Annotated in this window: 15 protein-coding genes; 3 read left to right on the top strand and 12 right to left on the bottom strand. The window is 35.7% G+C overall.

Features of this window, described 5'->3' with window-relative positions; translation table 11 throughout:
• The 5 genes from Q0838_RS04480 to Q0838_RS04460 all read right to left on the bottom strand — a co-directional run bounded on the left by Q0838_RS04480 (nt 1) and on the right by Q0838_RS04460 (nt 5,098).
• On the bottom strand, nt 1-393 hold the full coding sequence (locus tag Q0838_RS04480; RefSeq protein ID WP_298951862.1) for a biopolymer transporter ExbD: 393 nt from the start codon (nt 391-393) through the stop codon (nt 1-3).
• A gap of 2 nt (nt 394-395) precedes the next feature.
• A complete protein-coding gene (locus Q0838_RS04475; RefSeq protein ID WP_298951848.1) occupies nt 396-1,091 on the bottom strand; it encodes a MotA/TolQ/ExbB proton channel family protein in 696 nt (231 codons plus the stop codon).
• A gap of 133 nt (nt 1,092-1,224) precedes the next feature.
• Nucleotides 1,225-2,754 (bottom strand): sodium/proton antiporter NhaB, encoded by a 1,530-nt coding sequence (gene nhaB / locus Q0838_RS04470; protein ID WP_298951846.1) that lies wholly within the window; start codon nt 2,752-2,754, stop codon nt 1,225-1,227.
• On the bottom strand, nt 2,754-3,980 hold the full coding sequence (locus Q0838_RS04465; protein WP_298951844.1) for a Glu/Leu/Phe/Val dehydrogenase dimerization domain-containing protein: 1,227 nt from the start codon (nt 3,978-3,980) through the stop codon (nt 2,754-2,756). Before Q0838_RS04465 ends, nhaB begins: the two co-directional genes overlap by 1 nt.
• Before the next feature lie 65 nt (nt 3,981-4,045).
• A complete protein-coding gene (locus Q0838_RS04460) occupies nt 4,046-5,098 on the bottom strand; it encodes an anhydro-N-acetylmuramic acid kinase (protein ID WP_298951842.1) in 1,053 nt (350 codons plus the stop codon).
• Between the two features lie 78 nt (nt 5,099-5,176).
• Here Q0838_RS04460 and Q0838_RS04455 point away from each other — a divergent pair, with 78 nt between their 5' ends.
• Both Q0838_RS04455 and galE read left to right on the top strand, forming a co-directional pair.
• Nucleotides 5,177-6,319: an acyl-CoA dehydrogenase gene (locus tag Q0838_RS04455; protein WP_298951839.1), complete on the top strand. Its 1,143-nt coding sequence runs from the start codon at nt 5,177-5,179 to the stop codon at nt 6,317-6,319.
• Between the two features lie 85 nt (nt 6,320-6,404).
• On the top strand, nt 6,405-7,421 hold the full coding sequence (galE, locus tag Q0838_RS04450; RefSeq protein ID WP_298951837.1) for a UDP-glucose 4-epimerase GalE: 1,017 nt from the start codon (nt 6,405-6,407) through the stop codon (nt 7,419-7,421).
• Between the two features lie 26 nt (nt 7,422-7,447).
• Here galE and Q0838_RS04445 read toward each other — a convergent pair whose 3' ends face one another.
• From Q0838_RS04445 to Q0838_RS04430, 4 genes are all read right to left on the bottom strand, one after another.
• Nucleotides 7,448-8,926: a hypothetical protein gene (locus Q0838_RS04445; protein WP_298951836.1), complete on the bottom strand. Its 1,479-nt coding sequence runs from the start codon at nt 8,924-8,926 to the stop codon at nt 7,448-7,450.
• 193 nt (nt 8,927-9,119) lie between these two features.
• On the bottom strand, nt 9,120-11,585 hold the full coding sequence (locus tag Q0838_RS04440) for a zinc-dependent metalloprotease (protein ID WP_298951835.1): 2,466 nt from the start codon (nt 11,583-11,585) through the stop codon (nt 9,120-9,122).
• A gap of 220 nt (nt 11,586-11,805) precedes the next feature.
• The gene (locus Q0838_RS04435; RefSeq protein WP_298951834.1) at nt 11,806-13,161 is read right to left on the bottom strand and encodes a SusD/RagB family nutrient-binding outer membrane lipoprotein; all 1,356 of its coding nucleotides are present in this window, start codon (nt 13,159-13,161) and stop codon (nt 11,806-11,808) included.
• A gap of 11 nt (nt 13,162-13,172) precedes the next feature.
• Nucleotides 13,173-16,379: a SusC/RagA family TonB-linked outer membrane protein gene (locus Q0838_RS04430; RefSeq protein WP_298951833.1), complete on the bottom strand. Its 3,207-nt coding sequence runs from the start codon at nt 16,377-16,379 to the stop codon at nt 13,173-13,175.
• Between the two features lie 402 nt (nt 16,380-16,781).
• Between Q0838_RS04430 and Q0838_RS04425 the strand changes: the two genes are divergently transcribed.
• Nucleotides 16,782-18,713, top strand: coding sequence for an endonuclease (locus Q0838_RS04425; RefSeq protein ID WP_298951832.1), 1,932 nt, complete (start codon nt 16,782-16,784; stop codon nt 18,711-18,713).
• A gap of 50 nt (nt 18,714-18,763) precedes the next feature.
• Here the strand turns inward: Q0838_RS04425 and Q0838_RS04420 are convergent, their stop codons facing one another.
• The 3 genes from Q0838_RS04420 to groL all read right to left on the bottom strand — a co-directional run bounded on the left by Q0838_RS04420 (nt 18,764) and on the right by groL (nt 22,801).
• Nucleotides 18,764-20,125: a M28 family peptidase gene (locus Q0838_RS04420; RefSeq protein WP_298951831.1), complete on the bottom strand. Its 1,362-nt coding sequence runs from the start codon at nt 20,123-20,125 to the stop codon at nt 18,764-18,766.
• 233 nt (nt 20,126-20,358) lie between these two features.
• Complete coding sequence (locus tag Q0838_RS04415) at nt 20,359-20,877, bottom strand: hypothetical protein (protein ID WP_298951830.1); 519 nt, start codon at nt 20,875-20,877, stop codon at nt 20,359-20,361.
• A 286-nt stretch (nt 20,878-21,163) separates the two neighbouring features.
• On the bottom strand, nt 21,164-22,801 hold the full coding sequence (groL, locus tag Q0838_RS04410) for a chaperonin GroEL (RefSeq protein WP_298951828.1): 1,638 nt from the start codon (nt 22,799-22,801) through the stop codon (nt 21,164-21,166).
• Nucleotides 22,802-22,803 lie beyond the last annotated feature (2 nt).

Genomic DNA, 22,803 nt, shown 5'->3' with positions numbered 1-22,803 from the left:
CTAATTGTTTTTAACCGCCAGGACTATTTGGATCTTATTCCTATTTGCGATATCCATTACTTTGACAGAATAACTTACGGCAGCGTCTTTGTCAGATCGCAACATGATGGTAGGTTTTTCTTTGCCTTGTAAGGTATTTACTATTCTACTTTCTAGATCTTCTTCTGTTGCCTGTGTTGCATCTACATAGTACACACCTTCTTTAGAGATGCTTACAGTTACCTTACCTTGTGTAGATGTTTTACCACCAGCGCTAGGTAGTAATAGATCTAAAGCTTCAGGAGTGATAGATGGAGATGTGAGCAAAAAGAATACCAAAAGTAAAAACACGATGTCGGTCATAGACGACATCGAGAACTCTGGACTAACTTTATTTCTACCTCTTAAATTCATAATCAAGCAGGTTCGTTTAATAGATCTAAGAAGTCAGATGCATTTGCTTCCATTTGATGTACAACTTTATCAGTTTTAACAACTAGATGATTGTAACCTATGTAAGCAACGATACCTACTATAAGTCCTGCAACTGTAGTAATCATAGCGGTATAGATACCACCAGCTAGGCTACCCATGTCTGCACTACCACCAGCATCTGCTAGTGTTTTAAAGGCTAATACCATACCGATAACAGTACCTAAAAAACCTATCATAGGTGCAGCACCTGCAATAGTTGCTAGCATACTCACATTTTTCTCTAATTTATAAACCTCTAGTTTTCCTGCATTTTCTATCGCACTATTAATATCTTCTAGCGGTGAGCCTATGCGACTTATGCCCTTTTCAGTTAATCTAGCGACTGGAGAGTCTTCTTTTGCGCAAAGCATTTTTGCAGCATCTAGTCTACCGTTAGAAACATGGTCTTTAATGTTAAGCATGAAAGAGCTGTCTATTTTAGAACTGGATCTTATTTTCATAAGTCGCTCAAAATAAATGTACAACGCAAAGAATAATAAAAGAATTAATACAGCTATAATGATAGTTCCAGAGGGTCCACCAGCGGTAATTAATTCTAGTAGAGATTCAGATTGCTCATTTACTAGAGGTACTGCCTCTGTGCTAGCTTGTGCGGTGTCTTGAAATAGTAGGCTCATTAATTAAGTAATTAGTAGGGTTGTTAACGCAATTTATAGGTGTTTCATTGCCTCTCAAATTGCGTTTTTATTTTAAATGTTCCGCTTTCGCAAAAGCGATATCACAACAATCTTTTACAATAATACTCTTTTCTTATAAGAAGTATATAACACAACCTAGTCCTACTATTGTCAACACGATAGTGTATGGTAATGCCATTTTTACCATTTTACCATAAGATAGGTTGATAAGTGGCGCTAGTGCAGATGTAAGTAAGAATAAGAATGCTGCCTGACCGTTAGGTGTTGCAACACTAGGTAGATTAGTACCAGTATTAATAGCGACTGCTAGATGTTCATATTGTTCTCTAGTTATCGATCCTGAAGTATATGCGTTACTTACCTCGTTTATGTATACAGTTGCAACAAAAACGTTATCTGATATCATACTTAAAAAACCGTTTGCAAGGTAAAATATGGCTGGCTGACTAGATGCGTCCTGGCTCAATGCCCATTCTATTATAGGAGCAAAGAGGTGTTGATCATGTATCATAGCAACGATTACAAAGAAAACAACTAGTAAACCTGTAAATGGAAGAGCTTCTTCAAAGGCCTTACCTAGACTGTGCTCGTCTGTAATACCCATAAATGCTGTTTGAATAACGATCAACCCTAGTCCTATAAAACCTACCGGTGCAAGATGTAAGGCAAGAGCGGCAATTAATAATATGGCAGATACGGCTTGTACTACTAATGCGTATTTTTCTTTATTAGTTCTCTCTACGTCTCTTTTTTCCATCCATCCTTCAATTATAGATCGTACTACGGGCGGCATTTTCTGACCAAAACCAAATGTTTTAGTCGTTTCTAAAAAGACAGCGGTAAGTATACCAGCTACCAGTACGGGCATAGTAATAATGGACATAACTTTAAAGAATTCTATGAAATCCCAGCCCATTTTTGAACCTATTAAAAGGTTTTGTGGTTCTCCTACGATAGTACAAACACCACCTAGAGCGGTACCTACCACGCCGTGCATTACTAGACTGCGCAAGAAGGAACGGAACTTCTCAAGAGTCTCACCACTCAATTGTTCTCTGTCTAGCTTGTTATCTTTGTCTAAATCTAGATCGCTAGAATGAATGGTGTGGTATACATTATAAAAACCTATACCTACACTTATCAATACAGCTGTAACGGTAAGCGCATCTAAAAAGGCTGAAAGAATCGCACTTAATAAAAGGAATACGAGAGATAATACTATTTTTGATTTAATCTTAGTAAATAGTTTTACAAAGATGTACATCAATAGAGGTTTCATAAAGTAAATACCTGCTACCATGAATACCAGGAGAAGAATGACCTCTAGATTTTGAGCAACCTCTGCATATACACCACCTATCACATGATTACCTAGCTCATCTAGAACAGGTTTATGCGTGTCGTGATCTATCTTGTACATAGGATGTGTTAATCCTAAAGCTAAAACTTGTATGGCTAGTAGACCACCAGATTGCAGTGGGTAACATTTTAATGCCATTGCTAGACAGAAAATAAATTCTGCTATAAAGACCCATCCCATAACCATACCGCTTAGTGTAAAGTAACCGATCACGTTAAAGATTAAGAAAAATATCATGGTTAATTTAAACCACTTGGGACTATTACCTAAAAAGTATTTCATCAAACTAATTGTTTAAGTGCTATTTCAAATGCAGTAGAACTGATTTGTTTTTTTGAACTGTTATTATTAAAAGTATTCTGAATAGCATTACGTATGGTCATGCTAGTGTCATTAAAAATTGCTTCGTCGGTCATGTGTACGCGACGTTCCATGAAGTAGGCAAATACTCTGGCCATACCACAGTTAGATATAAAGTCAGGTATTAGACTAACCTGCTCATCTGTATGTTCCATAATAGAACCGAAAAATATTTCCTTGTCTGCAAACGGAACATTTGCACCACAAGAGATAACCTCTAATCCTGATGCGATCATTTGATCTATTTGATTTTGAGATATTAATCTAGAGGCCGCACAAGGAGCAAAAATCTCGGTTTTTATTTTCCAGATGCGATCATTTACTTCTTTAAATGGTATAAGATTTTTTGCATTAAGAGTATTTCCATCCTTATTTAAGAATAATTGTGTAATCTCTTCATGGCTATAACCATTTTCATTAATCAAACCGCCAGCGCGGTCTATAATTCCTACTATTTTCACTCCCATTTGAGAAAGGTAAAAAGCAGCAGAACTACCTACATTACCAAATCCTTGTACAACGGCACGTTTTCCTTTTACATTACCACCATAGATGGCATAGAAATGCTTTACCGCCTCTGCAACACCATAACCGGTGATCATGTCTGCGACTGTATATTTTCTGGAAACGTCTGGAGAAAAAGTAGGGTTTTCTATTACTTTAATTACACCCTGACGCAATTGCCCTATGCGATTAATTTTATCTGCTTCACTAGGTGAGAAATGTCCAGTAAAAACCCCTTCTTGAGGGTGCCAGACACCACAATCTTCTGTCATGGGTATAACCTCGTGAATCTCATCTACGTTCAGATCTCCACCAGTACCATAATAACTTTTTAATAAAGGAGATACTGCTTTGTACCATCTTTCTAGTACTCCTTTTTTACGAGGATCTTGTGGGTCAAAGTTAATTCCAGATTTTGCTCCACCTATTGCGGGACCAGAAACTGTAAATTTTATTTCCATTGTTTTTGCTAGAGAAAGCACTTCATTTTTATCTAGTCCTTTTCTCATTCTAGTACCACCACCGGCTGCGCCACCGCGTAAACTATTAATTACTACCCATCCTTCGGCATCTGTTTCTGAATCATTCCAATGAAAAACGATTTCTGGACTGGCGTTTTCATAACGTTTAAGCAGTTGTTTCATTAAACTTAATTAGTTTGCACAAAGATAACATAGTGACAATTGGAAATCTACTTTTTTACATTTTCTTAAGGGACATGAATAACGCCACTGCTATGATCTCTATTTGCTCCAGTAACACTTGATAAACAGTTGTTTGTGTTGCGCAATTTTAAGATACCTAATAATGCAAATATTAATGCCTCTTTGTTTTCTACTATTTTATCATCTGGAATAGTAGTTTTTACTGCGCTATGTTTTTCTATAGAATCTATTAAATAAGTATTGAAAGCGCCGCCACCAGTTATTAATAAAGTTTTTTCAGACTGTAATTGTTTTGCTATTTGCACGGCCACGTGTTCTGTAAATGTTGCAATAGCGTCTATTGTTTTAATAGAATCTAGAATTTTAAATATGTGTTCATTTACCCATTCCATCCCTAAAGATTTAGGGTAGGATTCTTCGTAAAAGGGCAGGTTGTTTAATTGTTTTAATTGCGATGTTTTTATTTTTCCCGCTTTCGCGAAAGCGCCACCTGCATCATACTCTTTACCTAGTTTAAGAGAATAATGGTTGAGAACGACATTTACTGGGCATATGTCATAGGCTATTCGTTTTTTGTTTTTTTCAAAACTCAGGTTTGCAAATCCGCCTAGATTGAGGCAATAATCATAATCACCAAACAATAGACGATCTCCCACAGGTACAAGCGGTGCGCCCTGACCATTTAACTCTACGTCTTGCACTCTAAAATCGCAGACCACTCGTTGCTTAATGATTTTAGCAATTTGAGGAAGATTACCTATTTGTAATGTGTATTTTTCTCCGGGATTATGAAAAATAGTATGTCCGTGGGAACATACTGCTGCTATGTTTTTTATACCATGCTTAGTGATAAAGGTTTTTATGGTGTTTCCTAAGTAGTCGGTGTATTCTTTATTAAGTTGTTTTATTGCTATAGAATCGTAGTGAATAGCTGCGGCTAGTTTTCTTTTTATAGAGGTTGTGTAGGCAATAGTTTCTGCATTATGGATTTGAAAGCTCCAGACATCTTTGCGTACTAAGGTAATGTGTGCGATATCGATGCCGTCGAGTGATGTTCCAGACATTACCCCTAAAACGTTATAGTACTGATGATTCATAAGTTAAAGGTGTTGAAAATGGTGTAGAATAACATTAGATTTGCAAAACGGAAAAATAACTAAAAAAGACAAGAATAAATGGATTTTGGCCTAACAGAAGAGCATCTAATGATAAGAGATGCTGCAAGAGATTTTGCAAGAACAGAGCTTTTACCTGGTGTTATAGAAAGAGATAATCTTCAAAGATTTCCTGCTGAGCAAGTTAAGAAAATGGGTGAACTAGGTTTTCTGGGTATGATGTCATCTCCTAAGTATGGAGGCGGTGGTATGGATACTATTTCTTACGTATTAGTAATGGAAGAGCTTTCTAAAATAGACGCAAGTGCATCAGTAATCGTTTCTGTAAATAATTCATTAGTATGTTGGGGTCTAGATACATATGGTACAGAAGCTCAAAAAGAAAAATACCTTACTAAGCTTACTACAGGAGAATCTTTGGGTGCTTTTTGTTTATCTGAGCCAGAAGCTGGTAGTGATGCCACCTCGCAAAAGACTACAGCTATAGATAAGGGTGATCACTATGTGCTTAACGGTACTAAAAACTGGATTACTAACGGTAATAGCGCAGATTTTTATCTTGTAATAGCACAAACAGATAAAGAGAAGAAGCATAAAGGTATTAATGCTTTTATAGTAGAAAAAGGTTGGGATGGTTTTGAAGTAGGTGTAAAAGAAGATAAATTAGGGATACGTGGTAGTGATACTCATTCTTTAATTTTCAATGATGTTAAAGTACCTAAAGAAAATAGAATAGGTGAGGATGGTTTTGGATTTAAATTTGCCATGAAAACTCTTTCTGGTGGTCGCATAGGTATTGCCGCGCAAGCATTAGGTATAGCATCTGGAGCTTATGAACTAGCTAGAGATTATTCTAAGGTTAGAAAAGCATTTGGTACTGAGATTTGTAACCACCAGGCTATTGCATTTAAACTAGCAGATATGCATACTAATATAACAGCAGCCCGTCATCTGGTTATGCAAAGTGCTTGGGATAAAGACCAAGGTCGTAATTATGACATGAGTAGTGCCATGGCAAAGCTTTTTGCTTCACAAACCGCTATGGATGTGTCTGTAGAGGCTGTTCAAGTACATGGAGGTAATGGTTTTGTAAAAGAATATCACGTAGAGCGTTTAATGAGAGATGCAAAAATCACACAGATTTATGAGGGAACTAGTGAGATTCAAAAAATAGTAATTTCAAGAGGACTGCTTAAAGACTAGTGTTTGAAAAAAAAATATTTAAAGAGCTGTAATTTTTACAGCTCTTTTTTTTGTCATTTATTTAAATACTGTAGTTTTACAGAGTATGAAAATATTAGTTACCGGAGGTTTGGGATATATAGGTTCTCATGTAGTTGTAGAATTACAAGAACAAGGATATGATGTGGTTATTATAGATAATTTATCTAATACATCTATCGATGTTCTAGATAACATAAATTCTATTACAGGTTTGAAACCTAAATTTGAACAGCTAGACGTTAGAGATAAAACTGAATTATCTGAGTTTTTTAAAAGGCACCATGATATAGAGGGAATTATTCATTTTGCTGCTTCTAAGGCAGTGGGAGAAAGTGTAGAAAAACCATTATTATATTATGAAAATAATATAAATGCTCTAGTGTATTTATTGCAAAATATCCAGGATAAAAAAGTCAATTTCATATTCAGTTCTTCTTGTACTGTTTACGGTCAGGCAGATGATTTACCAATTACTGAAAATGCACCTATAAAAGCTGCAGAATCTCCCTATGGTAATACAAAGCAAATAGGAGAGGAAATTATACAGGATACTTGTAAGGTAAATCCTAATTTTAAAGCGATAGCATTGCGATATTTTAATCCTATAGGTGCACATGATAGTGCCCTGATAGGAGAGCTGCCACTAGGAGTACCACAGAATCTAGTGCCGTATATTACACAAACAGCAATAGGTTTAAGAGAGCAATTATCTGTCTATGGAGATGATTATCCAACTAGAGATGGTACCGCAATAAGAGATTACATTCATGTAGTAGATCTCGCAAAAGCTCATGTGTCTGCATTATCCAGATTGTTAGAGAAAAAAGCTAAAGTGAATTTTGAGGTATTCAATGTAGGTACAGGTGAAGGCTCAACAGTAATAGAAGTAATAACAGCTTTTGAAAAGGCTAGTGGACAAAAATTAAACTATAAAATAGTGGGCCGTCGCGCTGGTGATGTAGTAGAAGCTTTTGCTCAAACAGATAAGGTAAATAGCGCATTAGGATGGAAATCTCAATACAGTCTAGAAGAAGCACTAGCTAGTTCCTGGGCTTGGGAGAAAAAGGTAAGGGGTAAATAGATCGTTATTCTTTTTTTTAAGCCTATTTACTGAATATGATTCTGCTTTTTTACGGTAACATTTTCTCCATCTGTATTAAAATATTGATAAACACCATCGTTTTTAGGTCCCTTAATAAATATATAGCTAGAAGCATCTCTAGTTATAGTGGGTTGTGACTGGTCTGATAGATAGGAAAACAACTCAGGGAATAAATTTATAGAGCTGGTAATCCTTTTTCTGTAAGGGGTAAATTCATCTGATGCTTTAATAGCTAGTAAAGAATTGAAAATACTTTTCTTTAATTCTATTCTGTTAGTAGTTTTATGGTAAGCACTAGTGGTGTATTCAAATCCAGCAAATCCGCCATGATCTGCTGCAATGATTATTATTCCATTCTTATCATTAGATATAATAAAATTTATGAGTTTATTTATCTCTGTATTGATATCAGGTATTTTTTCTAAGTATATCTCAGTCTCTTTTTCAATCCCTAAACTAAATTTTTTGCTGTGACTAATATGACTAGGGCTCAATATTTCTATGAAGTAAAATTGTGGCGCTGTGCTTTGATTATTGTTTAACCTTTTTTTAAAATCATAAGAATAATCGATGTCATTATGAAATATAGGAAAAAATGATACGTCTTCCATTTCTATGTTTATGTAATCATAGAATACCTCAGGTCTATTGTATAATAGATAGTTACTTTGTAGAATCGCATTTGTCTCATATCCATTATTTTTAAAAGTTCTTAAAACTGAATTTGTCCCCATAATTTTATCTCTGGCATTATATAGTTCGTTCTTTGCCTTGCCATGGTTAAAATAATGATGTTGCGTGTTAAATAACGTACTGTTAGAGGATAGTGTAGAAGGGTAGTTACTACGGTAATAGTGATTAAATTTAAAATTGAGTGCCTCCAGAGTATCGTAGAACTCGTGATTTTTGTTTTTATATAAAGGGCCAGTCATGGTAGGTTTACCTACATAACCATCTGGCTGAATCAGATATATGTTAGGTTTTTTTGTGAAATTTAATTTTTCAAAACTTTGTGGTTGTGACCATTCTTGAACATTGTATATGGACTGATAATAATAGTTGCCTAATTGTAATGCCGCAGGAATAATCATGATACTTAAAAGTAATACACCGATTTTATAGAATTTAGATAGGTATTTAGAAGTAGCTATGGTTATTATAAATACTAGAATAAGGGCTTTCCATCTCCACCTCATAAAGACAAATAAGGACAGGATAACTGCAAGGTTATTTATTAAAAAGCAATAATATAAATGTTTTCTATCTATATGGATTTTCTTCCTGAATATGAAATCTAGTAAAACAAGCGCTGTACATGGGGCAACGATAAAATAAATTAAGAAAGCTATAAATTGCTCCCAAGAATTAACTAAAGTAAAGTTGTTCTGGTATAAATATAATAGAGAATAGATGCCTGGTAAAAGTCCAACAGTCCACCAGTGATGATGGTCGTTTTTTAAATATTCTAAAATCTTAGCTTTCATATTTCATTTGGAATATTTGTTAACTTTTTAATTGTTCTTAAAATTATAAGAGATAAAGTGGGCGTTGTTGAGAATCAAATATAGAAAAATAGCTTTTAAGAGAGCCTATCCTATAACCGTTCCATTTTTCCCATAAAAAAAGCCGATTCAAATAACTGAATCGGCTTTTTGATAAATATTAAAAGTAAATTAATTACTTAGGATCAAGTATCATGTTAATTCTAGCTACTAAATCTTGTAGGTGAATTTTAGATAATTTATCACCAGTACGGCTAGCAGCACGACTTGCATCTCTTTTAAGAATTATTAATTCTGCACGTACAATAGGTCTAATATCACTTTGCTCCACATCAATTCTGGTACCACCGAAACGACTTCTAGACGCTTCATTATTCATAATAAACTCGAGTCTTTCTACATAAGCACGTTGTAAATTACGACGGTAGCGGTCTATCTTTTTACCTCTAGGAAGTTCTTTAAAAATTCCTTTTCTTAATTCAGTCATCATATCAAGAAGTCCATAGGCGTTACTGCCATTTGCTTCTTCATTTTCCATCAGACGTGCCATACGTCCAAAGTCTAGTAAATTGTTTAAAGACCTTACTTGTATACTTCTTATTCTTTCTATACCACCATCAGATTCAATTTTGTTGAATATATTTTGATCGATAAGCCATTCTGGTGTGTCAAATAATTGGCTTTGTAAGAAAGACATCGCTCGCTGTTGTTTGTCATTTGAGGCGTGCTCATAAACAGCACCTTCTTGACCATAAGCTTTATAAGTTTCTTTTACTCCACCTATATTTCCAGTAACATGACCCATATAGCGGTTAAACTGCCCTACTAGTTGTCCATACATTGTCTCTAATTGATCATAGTTTTCTCCCTCTTCACCAGTCCATTTATTTAGATTAGGCACAATGCGTTTTAAGTTTTTAATACCGTATGCACTAGCGCGCATAGAGTCATCACCTAAATCTTCCGTCTGTGAGGTGTGATCAATAACACCAAATTGTTGACGACCAAACCTATAAACAGGATCTCCTGCTTTTTCAAGAATCCAAGAATCAAGTGTTTTCTTTTCTTCCTTTGCAGTCTTGTCAGGAATAGGCATGTAACCCCATTTGATAGCATATTTATCATAAGGACCTATATCTGGCATTAATGCTACATCACCATCTTCTGGTTGTGCTACATAATTAAAACGCGCATAATCCATTATTGAAGGTGCTGTACCAAATTCTTTAGTAAATTCAGGGTCTCTTAATTTTTCTACAGGATAAGCGATAGAGCTACCCATATTGTGAGGTAAACCTAGAGTGTGTCCTACCTCGTGAGCACTAACAAAACGTATTAAACGTCCCATAACCTCTTCGTCAAAGTTATTCATACGGGCATCAGGATTGATAGCAGCCGTTTGTATAAAGAACCAGTTGTGTAATAAAGTCATAACATTATGGTACCAGTTGATATCGCTTTCTAGAATTTCTCCAGACCTTGGGTCGCTTACGTGAGGTCCATTTGCATTAGGAATAGGAGAGGCTAAGTATCTCACCGTTGAAAATCTTACATCTTCAGGACTCCATTCTGGATCTTCTTCTTTAGAAGGAGCATCTTTTGCAATTATAGCTTCTTTAAAACCAGCGTTTTCAAAAGCAACTTGCCAGTCTTCTATACCTTGCTTTATATATTTTCTCCATTGAACAGGAGTTGCAGGGTCTATATAGTAAACTATTTGTTTTTTAGGTACAACTAGTTCACCAGCCCTAAATTTTGCCATGTCCTCATCTCTTACCTCAAGTCTCCATCGGTCTAGGTAAGCAACTGTTTTAGTTTTCTGATCCTTAAGGCCATAATCTTGTTGACCTCTAGCAAACCATCCTACACGCTGGTCAAAGTAACGTCTCTTCATAGGCACTTTAGGTAACAGTATCATAGAGTTACTTAACTCTATTGATATGGATTGCACGCTTCTATTAGAAGGTGGTGCACTAGAAAAGTATGTTTTTACGTGTCTTGTTTCTATGTTTTCTGGATAAGAACGTAAAGTATCTATATAGGATCTCGTTGCGTCAACTCTACTAACTTTATATCTAGTTCTAGCCCTTTGTGGGAAACCTATAGCTTTTACATCTTTTGTAAAGAAGTCAGTAACATCGATCACGGTATTGTTAGTAACACTATCCTTTTTTACAGCCTTAATAGGGAAAGAGTAAAGAATAGGTTCAAAATTTGAATTTTCTACTGCAATACTTACTGGTAAAGAGTCTGCTGCAACTACTTGATGGGATACAACTCTAAGTAATACTTGCTTATTCTTTTTCTGCCATCTCAGTGTTTGGGTGTTTTGCTTACCACCGCCGAAACCGAGGCCCGAAGCAGTTTTTGCAATACGTGTTACCATTAACATTTCTCTATTAAATAGGCTATCAGGTATTTCATAAAACCATTTATTCTCCACCTGATGGACCGTAAAGAGTCCTTTGTCACTTTTTGCCTCTTTAGTTATCACCTGACTATAAGGTTTTAAGTCACCCTTTTTAGGTTTCTTCTTTGGGGCACTGATGCCAGGTGTCTTCTTCTTTCCTTGGAAAATAGAACAGCTCGTCGACATAGATACTGCAAAAAGCAGCACCATCAACATTTTAATTGTACGCATTATTTTTATAATTATAAATGATGCCTAAATATATTATCATATAATCGATTAATTCTTAACGTAGCGTTAACGGTTAGGTTAAAAAAAGAGTTGTTTCTAGTTTCGCTTTCGCGAAAGCGAGCTTAAAACAAAAAAAAACTCGATAATTAAATTATCGAGTTTCTAGTAAAGGACTATAATAATGTGATGTCACATCAAAATTTAAACAGTTGGCTAATCCTTAGTTAGTGGGAAATGCCCACATGTCGTTATCTAATAAATGTCCACCTTGTGCACTAATTGCTGCATTATAATTAGTACTGTTAGTTAATCTTTCAGAAATAGGGTATAGAAATCTACGTGGAATAACTCTAGAAGGGTTAACACCTCCTACCGCATTTGGATTAGGCGTTAAAGTAGGGAATTTTGTTCTTCTAAAATCTGTCCATGCTTCAAGCGGTGCGTTACCATAGAAAGATTTATATTTTTCAGTAATAATCGTTTCTATTTTATTGTCCATACTTCCAGAAAGAGTTAGTGCAGCGGTGTAGTTATCTGCATCTGCTTGTGATACTCCTACGTAAATCATATTAGCTTCTACAGCATCTTGCAATGCAGCAAGAGCATCTGCATCGGTGCCATTTGTTCTTACGATAGCTTCAGCTTCTATAAATTTTACTTCCCAATAAGAAATTAATGGAGTAGGAGAGTCTGCTTGTCCCCAGAATAAGCCAGTTCCTGCAAAATCACCATCTACGTTAGTGTAAACTGGTAGTCTTGGGTCTCCTGTCATTAAAGAACTTAACTGCGGGCTTACACCTAGTGTGCCAGGTCTGTCAGCGTCAAACAAGAACAAAGGATTTGAGTTTGCTGCAGGCGAGGAATAAACAAAATCTGCCTGTTCACTTGTACTAGATAATGCTAACTGTGCTTGTGCAAGAGCACTAGCTGCAGCGGTATTATCAACTGAAGTTAAATGGATGTAATAACGAGCTTTTAATGCTCTCGCTGTTTTTTCCCAATCAGCTCCACCAGATCCAACACCATAAAATTCTCCTATACCACTAGATACTCCTGCAGCAATTGATTCATCTAGTAATCTTTGGATAGTAGCATAAACGTCTTCTTGAGAATCAAATGTTGGGTTAAAATTACCTTGATCACCAATGAATGCATCATCATAAGGTACATCACCCCACATAGTGGTAGCTAGGCCTAGGTTAGTAGCCATGTATAATTTTGCTAGTGCTCCTACCTCTTCAGTGTTATTAGTAAAGATACCATAACAATCTGGCATTGCACCTGTACCATATAGTCCCGCATCCCAATAATCATCAGTGTCATCTTCACCGATATTATATTGGTCATATGCTATTTGCTGTGCATCTAGCCCTTCATATTGTTGGGTAACTATTCCTGCTATTCTAGCATTAATCGCAACCATATTTCTATGTGTTTGTGCAATCATACCAGGGTAAACGGCACCTGCATTTACTGATGTGCCATTTGGGTTATTTTGATCTATGTTCTCGTCTGTAATTTCACAGGATACTAAGCTGAGAAAAAGGACTCCTATTAATATTTGTATTTTTTTCATATCGGCTTTTTTTAAAAATTAAGATTAAGGTTTACACCATAACTTTTTGTATTAGGTTGATTGAAGTAATCTAAACCATAACCATTACTATCACCTGTTAAGTTAGTTTCTGGATCTACTCCAGGATAATCAGTACTTAACCATAGGTTTCTACCATATGCAGAAATCGACGCACTTTCAAAGAATGTTTTTTCTAGTAAGTTAGAAGGTAAGTTGTAAGTAACAGTTAGTTCTCTTAGTCTTAACCAGGAACCATCGTAGATACTACTTTCACTAGTACCACCAAAGCCATACCTTCTATAGAAGTTATTGTTTTCAGAAATAGTTGAATCATAATAAGGCACTACTTGTGTGTTAGGTAATCCAGTAGACTGTACAACACCTTGAAAAACGGTAGTTTGATCTCTATTTAAAGTACGCGCAGATGTACCGAAGAAATCTAAAATACCACAAGTACCACACCATACGTCACCACCTTTTCTAATGTCAAAAAGGAATGATAAAGAGAAATCCTTATAAGAAATAGTATTGCTTATTCCTGCTTGCCAGTCTGGAGTAGGATCACCTACGATAGAATTCTCAGTACTTTGAATAGGATAACCGTCGTCACCTATTAAAACATTACCTGCGTCGTCTCTTTGAAAACTACTACCGAATATTGCACTAAAAGGTTGTCCAGCAGCTGCTACTGCAGATGTGCTAGAGAATCCATTTAAAGTAACCTGCTCTACCCCAGGTGCAAGTGATTCTACAATATTCTCATAAGTAGTCCAGTTAACATCTATATTCCATTGGAAATCTTCCGTTCTTATAGGTGTATAACCTAGTGCTATTTCTACCCCTTTGTTAGAAATCTCTGCTGCATTATCTATTTTACTGGTGAAACCTGAAGAAGATGCTACATCTACTGGTAAGATTACATCAGAAGAAAGTTTGTCGTAATATGTTACGTCAAATTTTAATTTGTTATCAAACATTTTTAATTCCATACCTACTTCAAATTCTCTTGCTTTTTCAGGAGTTAAGTCTGGGTTACCAGCTAGACCAGATCTCTCAAAAGATACCGTGTCATAAGCAGGGAAAGCAACGCCTTGAATAAAACCGTCACCACCTATAAACGAACCACCGAATACAGTAGTTGTTGCTAGGGTAGGAGCATCTTTACCTACAGAACCATATGATAATCTAAGTTTACCGTAGTCTAAGAAAGAATCATTTTCTTTAAAAAGTTCAGTAAATACAAAACTAGATCCTATAGAATAAGATTGAAAAGAATTGTTACCTACTGGTAATGTAGATGACCAGTCATTTCTAAATGATGGAGTTACATAGATCATATCTTTGTAGTTGAAACTAGCTGTTGCAAACGCGCCAATTAATTTTTTTCCTCCTGCAGACTCACGCACCTGACTAGAAGAAGCATTGCTCACATCAAAGAATCCAGGGATAGTTAATCCATCACCTATTTGAATACGACGACTAAATTTGGTATAGTAACCATCATAACCCACATTATATGTAAAACCTAAATCTTCATTTAATTGCTTTGAACCGTTGATTACCATGTTCCAGTTAATATCAGCATTTGCAATTTGGTCATTTAGAACTCTACCAGAACCGAATGATGCGTCTAGAATATTAAATCCAGATTTTCTTTGATCTGTATATTGATCAACAGAAAGAGCAGTTCTTATTTCAACTTCGTCAGTTAATTTGTAATTAAGACCAATTTTACCGATAAAACGATTCACATCATCTGTGTTAGAATTTTGAGCCACTGTAAAGTATGGATTGTTATAAATTCCATCTCTATAACTTCTCTGACCTGGTAATTCCTGACCTGCTATATCATAAAAGTAAGAGGAAGAATTGTCTGCAGCATCTTGTCCTGTAAGACCGTTACCATTATCAAATGTAGGTGTACTTCTTACTAGACCTAACATTATACCAGATATGTTAGAACCTCTTTGTACACGATTACCACCGGATACACTATACTGTCCAGACATGTCTAAGCTAAATTTGTCATCTAATTTCGCATTTATATCTGCTCTAAAAGTTTTTCTGTCAAATTGTTCATTTGGTGAAATTCCATCTTGAGTTAATCTTCCTATAGATCCACGGTATCTTATAGTTTCATTCCCTCCTGCGACAGAAAAGTTATTCTCTTGAAGAACCCCTGTTTTAAAGAAGTCATAATGGTCATAAGTATTTGCAGCCTGTCCATTTCCTGTTCCAGCTGCAACTAGACGACCATTACGGTCAAAAGGATAGTCAGTAGCTCCATCGTATTCAAGAGTATTAACGTTAGGCCCCCAAGAATCTCCTTCAAAAGTTTCTGGACCTCTGTAGGTTAAAACGTTACCTACAACACCACCTTGAGCATAGGTTCTTTGAAGATCTGGAACTTTATTGTATTGTGAGAATGTTGTGTTAGAAGTAATACTAGCAGTCGTTTTACCTAACTTACCTTTCTTAGTAGTTATTAATACTACACCATTAGAAGCTCTTATACCATAAAGGGTTTGAGCTGCTAGTCCTTTTAATACTGTTACACTAGCAATGTCATTAGAATTAAGATCTACCGCTCTGTTTGAGAAGTCAGTACCGCTTAGACCTCCATCTCCATCTGCTTCAGATGTAGATGAGTTGTCAATAGGAACACCGTCTACAATAAACAAAGGAGAGTTTCCACCTACTATAGAGCTATTACCTCTAATTCTAATGTTAGCAGACGCTCCAACTGAACCTGAAGAGTTAGTTACACTCACACCAGGAGCTTTACCAGCTAGTGCAGATATAACATTTACCTCTTTAGCTCTTGTGATCTCGTCAGAGTCTACTGTTGCAATGGCATATCCTAGAGCTCTTGGTTTTGCTTTTATTCCTTGCGCAATAACTACCACTTCTCCTAATGCTTCAGCATCATCGGTTAAGATAACATTAAGTATTTGCTCTCCAGTAACATTAACTTCTTTAGTTTGCAGTCCTAAGTAAGAAAAAACAAGCACGTCACCCTCTTGGGCTAGAATGCTGTACTTACCGTCAATGTCTGTTTGTGCTCCAGTTTTAGTTCCTTTCTTGAGAACATTAACGCCCAGTAATACTTCTCCCGAGGAGTCTGATACGGTACCAGAGATCTGTTTTTCTTGTGCAAAAGAAAATTGCACGACTAGCATCAATAGAAACACCAGTCTTTTGTGTAGAAACAATTTCATACGTTTAGATTTATTTGGTTTTAGTTATAAAAAGCTCACAATGTATAAACAAATGTTTACTTTCATTCACTAATCCCCTATTAGTTTTCTAGATTATTAGTTAACACTTTTTAACTCTTTGATTTATAGCAGTTACGTCATTTTGCTTTTTATCGATAAAATGAAGTTTTAACATATCTGTAAGCGTATATATAATTTTTTTATGTATGGGATCAATTAATTTGTTCTCGCTTTCGCGAAAGCGGAAATATTACAGCTTAACTAAATTTAAATCATTTTATTAATAATATCACAGCTGTAGATAAACCCAATTTATTCTTGATTTGATAACATTAACTTTATATACTTCTACTATCAGTATGATTAATTTTCCATTCTTTAAAATAACTTTAATCCAACCATATGAAAACAAGATTATTGGCAATTGCTTTACTTATTACTGGAGCATTAGGAGCTCAAGTTCCTTCTTATTACAATGATGTTGATTTAACAAAAACAGGACAGTTATTAAAATCTGAACTTGCTTCAAAAATCAGTACAAATGTATCTACACCTTCTTATACGCCTGGTGTATGGAATGCATTGAAACAAATAGACTTAGATCCTATTAATTCTAATAATGTTGTTCTCGTATATGGTTATGATGATAATGATGGTGTGTTAAAAACAGATCGTTCTAGAAACAAAAACTCTAATGGTGGTGCTTCTACAGACTGGAATAGGGAGCATGTGTATCCCAGGTCTTTAGGTAATCCTAATTTAGGGTCTTCTGGTCCTGGATCTGATGTGCATCATTTACGTCCTGCAGATCCTTCTTTTAATGGTGATCGAGGTAGTAGGAGATTTGCTGATGGTAGTGGTAATGCAAATATAACGACACAAGGAAACTGGTATCCAGGTGACGAGTGGAAAGGTGATGTAGCGCGTATGATAATGTATATGTATGTGCGATATGGAAGTAGATGTCTAGCGTCTAATGTGGGTATAGGTAATGAGGTCTCTGGTGATAGCGGTATGATAGATTTATTTTTACAGTGGAATGTAGATGATCCAGTGAGCGCGTTTGAATTACAGCGCAATCCAATTATTGAGAACATACAAGGAAATAGAAATCCTTTTATTGATAACCCTATATTAGCAACCGTAATATGGGGCGGTCCACAGGCTGAAGATCGTTTCGGTAATTCTACTGGTGGTAGTAATAATGGTGATACATTATGTACATCTACTGTAAGCACTTTCCCTTATGCAGAAAGTTTTGAAAACAATCTTGGAAACTGGAACAATAGCTCTAGAGATGATTTTAACTGGGAACGTAGATCTGGAAGTACTCCATCTAGTAATACAGGTCCATCAAGGGCTAGTGCAGGTTCAGATTATATTTATATGGAATCTTCTGCACCTAATAATAATGGTGATAGAGCTATTTTATATGGTCCTTGTTTAGATTTAAGTGATACTTCTACTTTTAGTTTTAAATATCATATGTACGGTGCAAGTAATATGGGTAGTTTGCAAGTAGAGGCGAGTACAAATGGGTCTTCATGGACCAGTATATGGAGCAAATCTGGTAATCAAGGGGATTCTTGGAGAACAGCTAGTATTGATTTAGGAGCTTATAGCGGGAGAAATGTGCAACTTAGATTAAATGGAGTTACAGGAACAACATGGCAAGGAGATATGGCGGTGGATGATATTAAAGTTACAACTGGATCAATGCCACCACTTTCTTCAAACTTTGATATAAGAATTACCTTAACCTTTGATCAATACCCAGTCGAGACGAGCTGGCAATTAAAAAACAGTTCTAATCAGGTCGTAGCATCTGGAGGTAATTATGGATCGCAGGTTCAGGGATCTACTCTGAATATAAATCGTACGGTTCCTGCAGGTTGTTACTCTTTTGTCATTAATGACTCTTTTGGAGATGGGATGTGTTGTCAATATGGAAATGGAGCTTATCGTTTAACAAGACTGGATAGTGGTAATATGGTTACTTCTGGTGGTAATTTTAACGCTACACAAACCAGAAATTTCTGTCTAGGAACAAACTCTAGAAATGCCAGCGAAGAAGAAATATTTATTGCAAAACCTCAATTGCATCCAGAAATAAGTGAACTGAGGGTCTATCCTAATCCAACTCAGGATATTCTTTTTATTGAGAATATAGGAGATCAAGAAATAGAGATCGTTGTATTTAATACTTTAGGACAAAAGTTAATAAATAAGCAGGTAAGTAAATCTGTCGACTTATCTTCTCTACCTAATGGTGTTTATATTATTCAACTTAGTAATAAAGTTTCTAAAGTTACTAAAAAGGTCGTTAAGAATTAACTCACTTAATTCATGAAAAAAAAGCCTCACTTTTTTAAAATGTTGAGGTTTTATCTTTTAGTTAATTTTTGAGTATTAGTAATATTTCTTGATTTTATAATAGAAAAATAAAGTCCAGATTTTAAATTGCTCGTATCAATGGTGTTTTCTCTATTTGTAAGACTCTCGTTTATAATTAATTTACCATTGATATCGTAAATCTTAAGGTTCGCTTCGTCCATAGATAAAGTAATGTTTAATTGATCCTTTACAGGATTAGGGTAAAGTGAGACAATGGTAACATATGAATGAGCTTCATTTAAAGAACGTACATTAAAACAATTACTTTTTTCTGTACAACCATTAATAGTAACATTTACGGCATAGTCGCCGGTTGATGAAACAGTGTATGTTGCATTTGTCGCACTTGGAATAATAGCGTCTGTGTCACAGTTGATCCACTGGTAACTGGCGCCAGTTTGATTTACTTGTAAGGTGTTTGCTGTTTGTGTGATAGAAGTGTCGTTACTTGATACACCAGCCTTAGTAGCCATATATGCCATGCAAAGTTGTACCATATCGTGATAGTATGACATGTCTATTAAGTTAATACGATCATCACTAGTGTGATAGGCAGAGTTTTGATCGTTCTTAGACCATGCTTCACCTAGTAGTAAGGCAGTAAAGCCTTGATCCCAAAAAGGCTTGTGGTCACTCAAGGGCGTACCTGGATCTACTACATTAACACTAAGATTAATGCTGGCATTGTAGGTGTTTAATAGCGCTACAATTTCATCTTTCATAGCAATAGAACCTGCAATATTGCGCACATCAATATCAAATTCATTATCTCCGTCACCGTCATAACCCATCATGTCAATATTAAGAACTCCTAAAATGTTATCACCTCTTGAGGCAGCAGCTGTAGCGTAATTACGAGCTCCTACCAGACCTATCTCTTCCTCATCCCAAAGAGCATAAACTATTGTTGTATCGGTGCATTGCTTAGATAAAACTCTTGCGATTTCAAGAACAGCGGCCGTTCCAGAAGCGTTATCGTCTGCACAATAGTTTGTTACAGCGTCGTAGTGTGCAGAGATAATATAGATGTTATTAGGTTGTGTTAAACCAGTTTGAGTAGCGATAATATTTCTACCGCTAGTAGAGTAAACATCATCAGAAACGACGAGATTGTTATAACTGTTAAATTGCTCGATTAAATAGTTTGCGGCAAGATCATTTCCTGAAGAACTCACACGATTTAAAATGGTAACAGTATTGCCATTTACCACTGTAGATACTTCTCCAGAAAATTCATTGAGAGTGTTTAATAATCTGCTAGAGTCCACTTCATCTATAAGGTCTTGTACTGTTTGAGCAGTAGATAAATTTAAGGATAGAAAAGCGATTAAAACAAGGAGAATATTTCTCATGAGAAGAGGTTTATAGGGTGTTATTAAAAGTAATATATTCTTACCTAACCATCTTTTAAAATAACATTTACGGCCGTGCTATATCTGTTTTTTTTAAAGAAATTAGTGTGTTTGTCCTTCTATCAGCATGGGATGCAATAAGATATTCTTTTTATTGCATAGACTCTAAGAATGTTAAACACATAAAACCCCTGCTTAAAGGTACAACAGGATTTTCATTCATCCTTCCATCATTAATGAAACAAATACATCACTCGTTGTTGCGTATCTGGTCTACCGATAATATTATTTGCATAGTCCTCTCTGTATTGCATCGCACCTTTCTTGATATAACCTGTTGCATAAGGAACACAAGTGGCCCAAGATCCAGATGGTTTGCAATTTTTTATATCTTTTATTTTTACAATCGTATGGTTTTTAACCGTAATGTAGACATGTTTATACTTTGACGCTGTTTTTAATGCTTGGGCAAAGTTATCTTTACTTATATCAATTTTCTCTGCGGCATATTCTTCGGCAAGTTCTTGAAATACTTCAATAGGATTTCCTTTACTTGTGTCTTCAAGGGTTTTTAGGTCTTCTAGATAGACTTCCATTTTTCCTGAAACAGCTGTTCTACTAGAATTTGATGTGTTTCTATTTTCTACAGGAATGGCTGTACTTGTTTCTACCGTTGTTGTTACTTCTGCTTCTTTTTCAGATTTACAACCTAATAAGAATAGGCATGCTATGGTAAGGGTTATGTTTTTCATAAGTTTAAACTATGAGTTTTCTAGTTGTATTAAAGATAGATGGACCTAAGAATTAGATCAAAATAATCGTATATATTTGGTTTTAAAGATAATAATTAAATCACAAGAGTGGTCTATCTGTCTGTTTTTTTATTGTAAACAATGATTTGCTTTGGTATAATGTGCTTCGTATAGCACTATTTATAATAGAATTGCTGTTATTTTTAGATCTAGCTTAAGTTAGTAAATAAAAAAAGCCACCTCAAAAGAGCTGGCTTTTATTAAAAATAAGATAAAGAAAAATGATTTACATCATGCCGCCCATACCTCCTGGCATACCAGCAGGCATACCAGCACCAGCGTTTTCTTCTTTAATTTCTATCAGTGCACACTCAGTAGTAAGTATCATTCCAGAAACAGATGCTGCATTTTCTAATGCTACACGAGTTACTTTTTTAGGATCGATAATTCCTTCTTTAAGCATGTCGACGTATTTATCGTTTTTAGCATCATAACCATTAGAGCCTTTAGTTTCTAAAACTTTAGATACAACAACACTTCCTTCACCACCAGCATTTTCTACGATAGTTCTTAGAGGTGCTTCTATAGCACGAGCTACGATAGAGATTCCTGTTTCTTCGTCTGCATTTATAGCTTTAACTTCAGAAAGAACAGATTTTGCACGTACTAGCGCTACACCACCACCAGCTACTATACCTTCTTCTACAGCTGCACGAGTTGCATGAAGTGCGTCATCTACACGGTCTTTCTTTTCTTTCATTTCTACTTCACTTGCAGCACCTACATAAAGTACAGCAACACCACCAGCAAGTTTTGCTAGACGTTCTTGAAGTTTTTCTTTATCATAGTCAGATGTAGTATTCTCGATTTGAGATTTGATCTGTCCTACTCTAGATTTAATATCGGTATTGTTTCCAGCACCGTTAACTAGAGTTGTGTTGTCTTTATTGATATCTACTTTTTCACAAGTACCTAACATCTCCAGGGTTGTGTTTTCTAACGTAAAACCTCTTTCTTCAGATATTACAGTACCACCAGTAAGAATAGCAATATCTTCTAACATGGCTTTTCTTCTATCTCCAAAACCTGGTGCTTTAACAGCAGCAATTTTTAAGGAACCCCTTAATTTGTTAACTACTAATGTTGCAAGAGCTTCTCCATCTACATCTTCAGCAATAATAAGAAGTGGTTTTCCAGTCTGAGCAACTGGTTCTAGAACCGGCATTAATTCTTTCATGGTAGAGATCTTCTTGTCGAATAACAAGATGTAAGGATTCTCCAATTCGGTAGTCATTTTTTCAGAATTTGTTACGAAGTATGGAGATAAATATCCACGATCGAACTGCATTCCTTCTACCACGTCTACATAAGTCTCTGTTCCTTTTGCTTCTTCTACAGTAATGACACCTTCTTTACCTACTTTTTCAAAAGCCTTAGCGATAAGATCACCTACTACCTCGTCGTTATTTGCAGATATAGATGCTACTTGTTTAATCATCTCGCTAGAGTCACCTACCTTTTTTGCTTGCTTTTCAAGATCTTTTACGATAGATTCGACAGCTTTGTCGATACCGCGTTTTAAATCCATAGGATTTGCTCCTGCAGCTACGTTTTTAAGCCCTTCTTTTACGATCGCTTGTGCAAGTACGGTAGCAGTAGTAGTACCATCACCTGCAAGGTCATTAGTTCTAGAAGCAACTTCCTTTACCATCTGTGCACCCATGTTTTCCAGCTCGTTTTCTAGCTCGATTTCTTTGGCAACACTCACACCATCCTTTGTTACTACAGGAGCACCAAATGATTTTCCTATAATTACATTACGACCTTTAGGGCCTAACGTTACTTTTACTGCATTAGCAAGTGCATCAACTCCTCGTTTGATTCCGTCTCTTGCTTCTATATCAAATTTTATGTCTTTAGCCATTT

Origin of the sequence: uncultured Nonlabens sp. (assembly GCF_947495285.1) — a bacterium.
Taxonomy (GTDB): domain Bacteria; phylum Bacteroidota; class Bacteroidia; order Flavobacteriales; family Flavobacteriaceae; genus Nonlabens.
This window is presented reverse-complemented; position numbering and strand designations above follow the sequence as displayed.